At 52.3% G+C, this 2260-nt stretch carries 1 rRNA gene; it reads left to right on the forward strand.

Going from position 1 to position 2260, the window contains the following annotated elements:
• Positions 1–111 precede the first annotated feature (111 nt).
• Positions 112–2260 (forward strand): 23S ribosomal RNA (locus MK805_RS17730); the annotation flags it as partial.

Genomic DNA, 2260 nt, shown 5'->3' on the forward strand with positions numbered 1-2260 from the left:
GTCGCACTTTGAAAATTGGATAGGAAATAGATGAAGAGAAAGACATGTGTGTCTTTTTCGTCAAGTTGCAAAACACCGGGTGAATGTAATGATTCACCAAGGAACCAAGTAGGAGAAGCTACTAAGGGCACACGGTGGATGCCTTGGCGCTAGGAGCCGATGAAGGACGGGACGAACACCGATATGCTCCGGGGAGTTGTAAGTGAACTTTGATCCGGAGATTTCCGAATGGGGCAACCCACTTCTCGAAGGAGAAGGACTGCCACCTGAATCCATAGGGTGGTCAGAGGCAAACCGGGGGAACTGAAACATCTAAGTACCCCGAGGAAGAGAAAGAAAACTCGATTCCCCGAGTAGCGGCGAGCGAAACGGGATCAGCCCAAACCAAAGGGCTTGTACCTTTGGGGTTGTAGGGCATCTCATATGGAGTTACAAAAGAAGCGGTTAGGCGAATTGGTTTTGGAAGAACCAGCCAAAGAGGGTAACAGCCCCGTAGCCAAAAACCGCTTCCCTCCGAGATGTACCCTGAGTACCGCGGGACACGTGAAACCCCGTGGGAAGCTGGGAGGACCACCTCCCAAGGCTAAATACTTCCTAGCGACCGATAGTGAACCAGTACCGTGAGGGAAAGGTGAAAAGCACCCCGGGAGGGGAGTGAAAGAGATCCTGAAACCGTGTGCTTACAAGCAGTCGGAGCCCATTTGATGGGTGACGGCGTGCCTTTTGTAGAATGAACCGGCGAGTAACGGTTGCGTGCAAGGTTAAGATGAGAAGTCGGAGCCGCAGCGAAAGCGAGTCTGAATAGGGCGATGTAGTACGTAGCTGTTTACCCGAAACCGAGTGATCTACCCATGTCCAGGATGAAGTTCCGGTAACACGGAATGGAGGTCCGAACCCACTGATGTTGAAAAATCAGGGGATGAGGTGTGGGTAGGGGTGAAATGCCAATCGAACTCGGAGATAGCTGGTTCTCCCCGAAATAGCTTTAGGGCTAGCCTCGTGTTTTGAGCAATGGAGGTAGAGCACTGATTGGACTAGGGGCCCTTCCCGGGTTACCGAATTCAGTCAAACTCCGAATGCCATTGTCTTGTATCACGGGAGTCAGACTGCGAGTGCTAAGATCCGTAGTCAAAAGGGAAACAGCCCAGACCACCAGCTAAGGTCCCCAAGTAACGTTTCAGTGGAAAAGGATGTGGAGTTGCATAGACAACCAGGATGTTGGCTTAGAAGCAGCCACCATTCAAAGAGTGCGTAATAGCTCACTGGTCAAGTGACTCTGCGCCGAAAATGTAACGGGGCTAAAACGTTCACCGAAGCTGTGGATTCGAAAGAATGGTAGGGGAGCGTTCCAAGTGCAGCGAAGTTGGAGGGAAACCGAAAATGGAGCGCTTGGAAGTGAGAATGCCGGTATGAGTAGCGAAAAGAGGGGTGAGAATCCCCTCCACCGAAAGCCTAAGGTTTCCTGAGGAAGGTTCGTCCGCTCAGGGTAAGTCGGGACCTAAGCTGAGGCCGAAAGGCGTAGGCGATGGACAACAGGTGGAAATTCCTGTACCGTAACGTTTTGTTTGACGATGGGAGTGACGCAGGAGGATAGGGTGTGCGTGCCCACTGGATATGGCGCGTCGAAGTAACGAGGTTGGAAGATAGGCAAATCCGTCTTCCGTGAAGACTGAGTTACGACAGTAAGCGAAAATTGTAGTAGCAAAGCACCTGATTTCACACTGCCAAGAAAAGCTTCTAAGGAGAAACGTTGCGCCCGTACCGCAAACCGACACAGGTAGGCGAGGAGAGAATCCTCAGGTGCTCGGGAAAACTCTCGTTAAGGAACTCGGCAAAATGACTCCGTAACTTCGGGAGAAGGAGTGCCACCCTCCGGGGTGGTCGCAGAGAAGAGGCCCAGGCGACTGTTTAGCAAAAACACAGGTCTCTGCAAAGCCGTAAGGCGAAGTATAGGGGCTGACGCCTGCCCGGTGCTGGAAGGTTAAGGGGAGAGGTTAGCGCAAGCGAAGCTTTGAACCGAAGCCCCAGTAAACGGCGGCCGTAACTATAACGGTCCTAAGGTAGCGAAATTCCTTGTCGGGTAAGTTCCGACCCGCACGAAAGGCGTAACGATCTGGGCGCTGTCTCGACGAGAGACCCGGTGAAATTGTAGTGCTAGTGAAGATGCTAGCTACCCGCGACAAGACGGAAAGACCCCGTGGAGCTTTACTGTAGCCTGATATTGAATCTAGGTACGACTTGTACAGGATAGGTGGGAGTC

It is taken from the genome of Shimazuella soli, from assembly GCF_022511585.1.
GTDB classification, from domain to species: Bacteria; Bacillota; Bacilli; order Thermoactinomycetales; family Thermoactinomycetaceae; genus Shimazuella; species Shimazuella soli.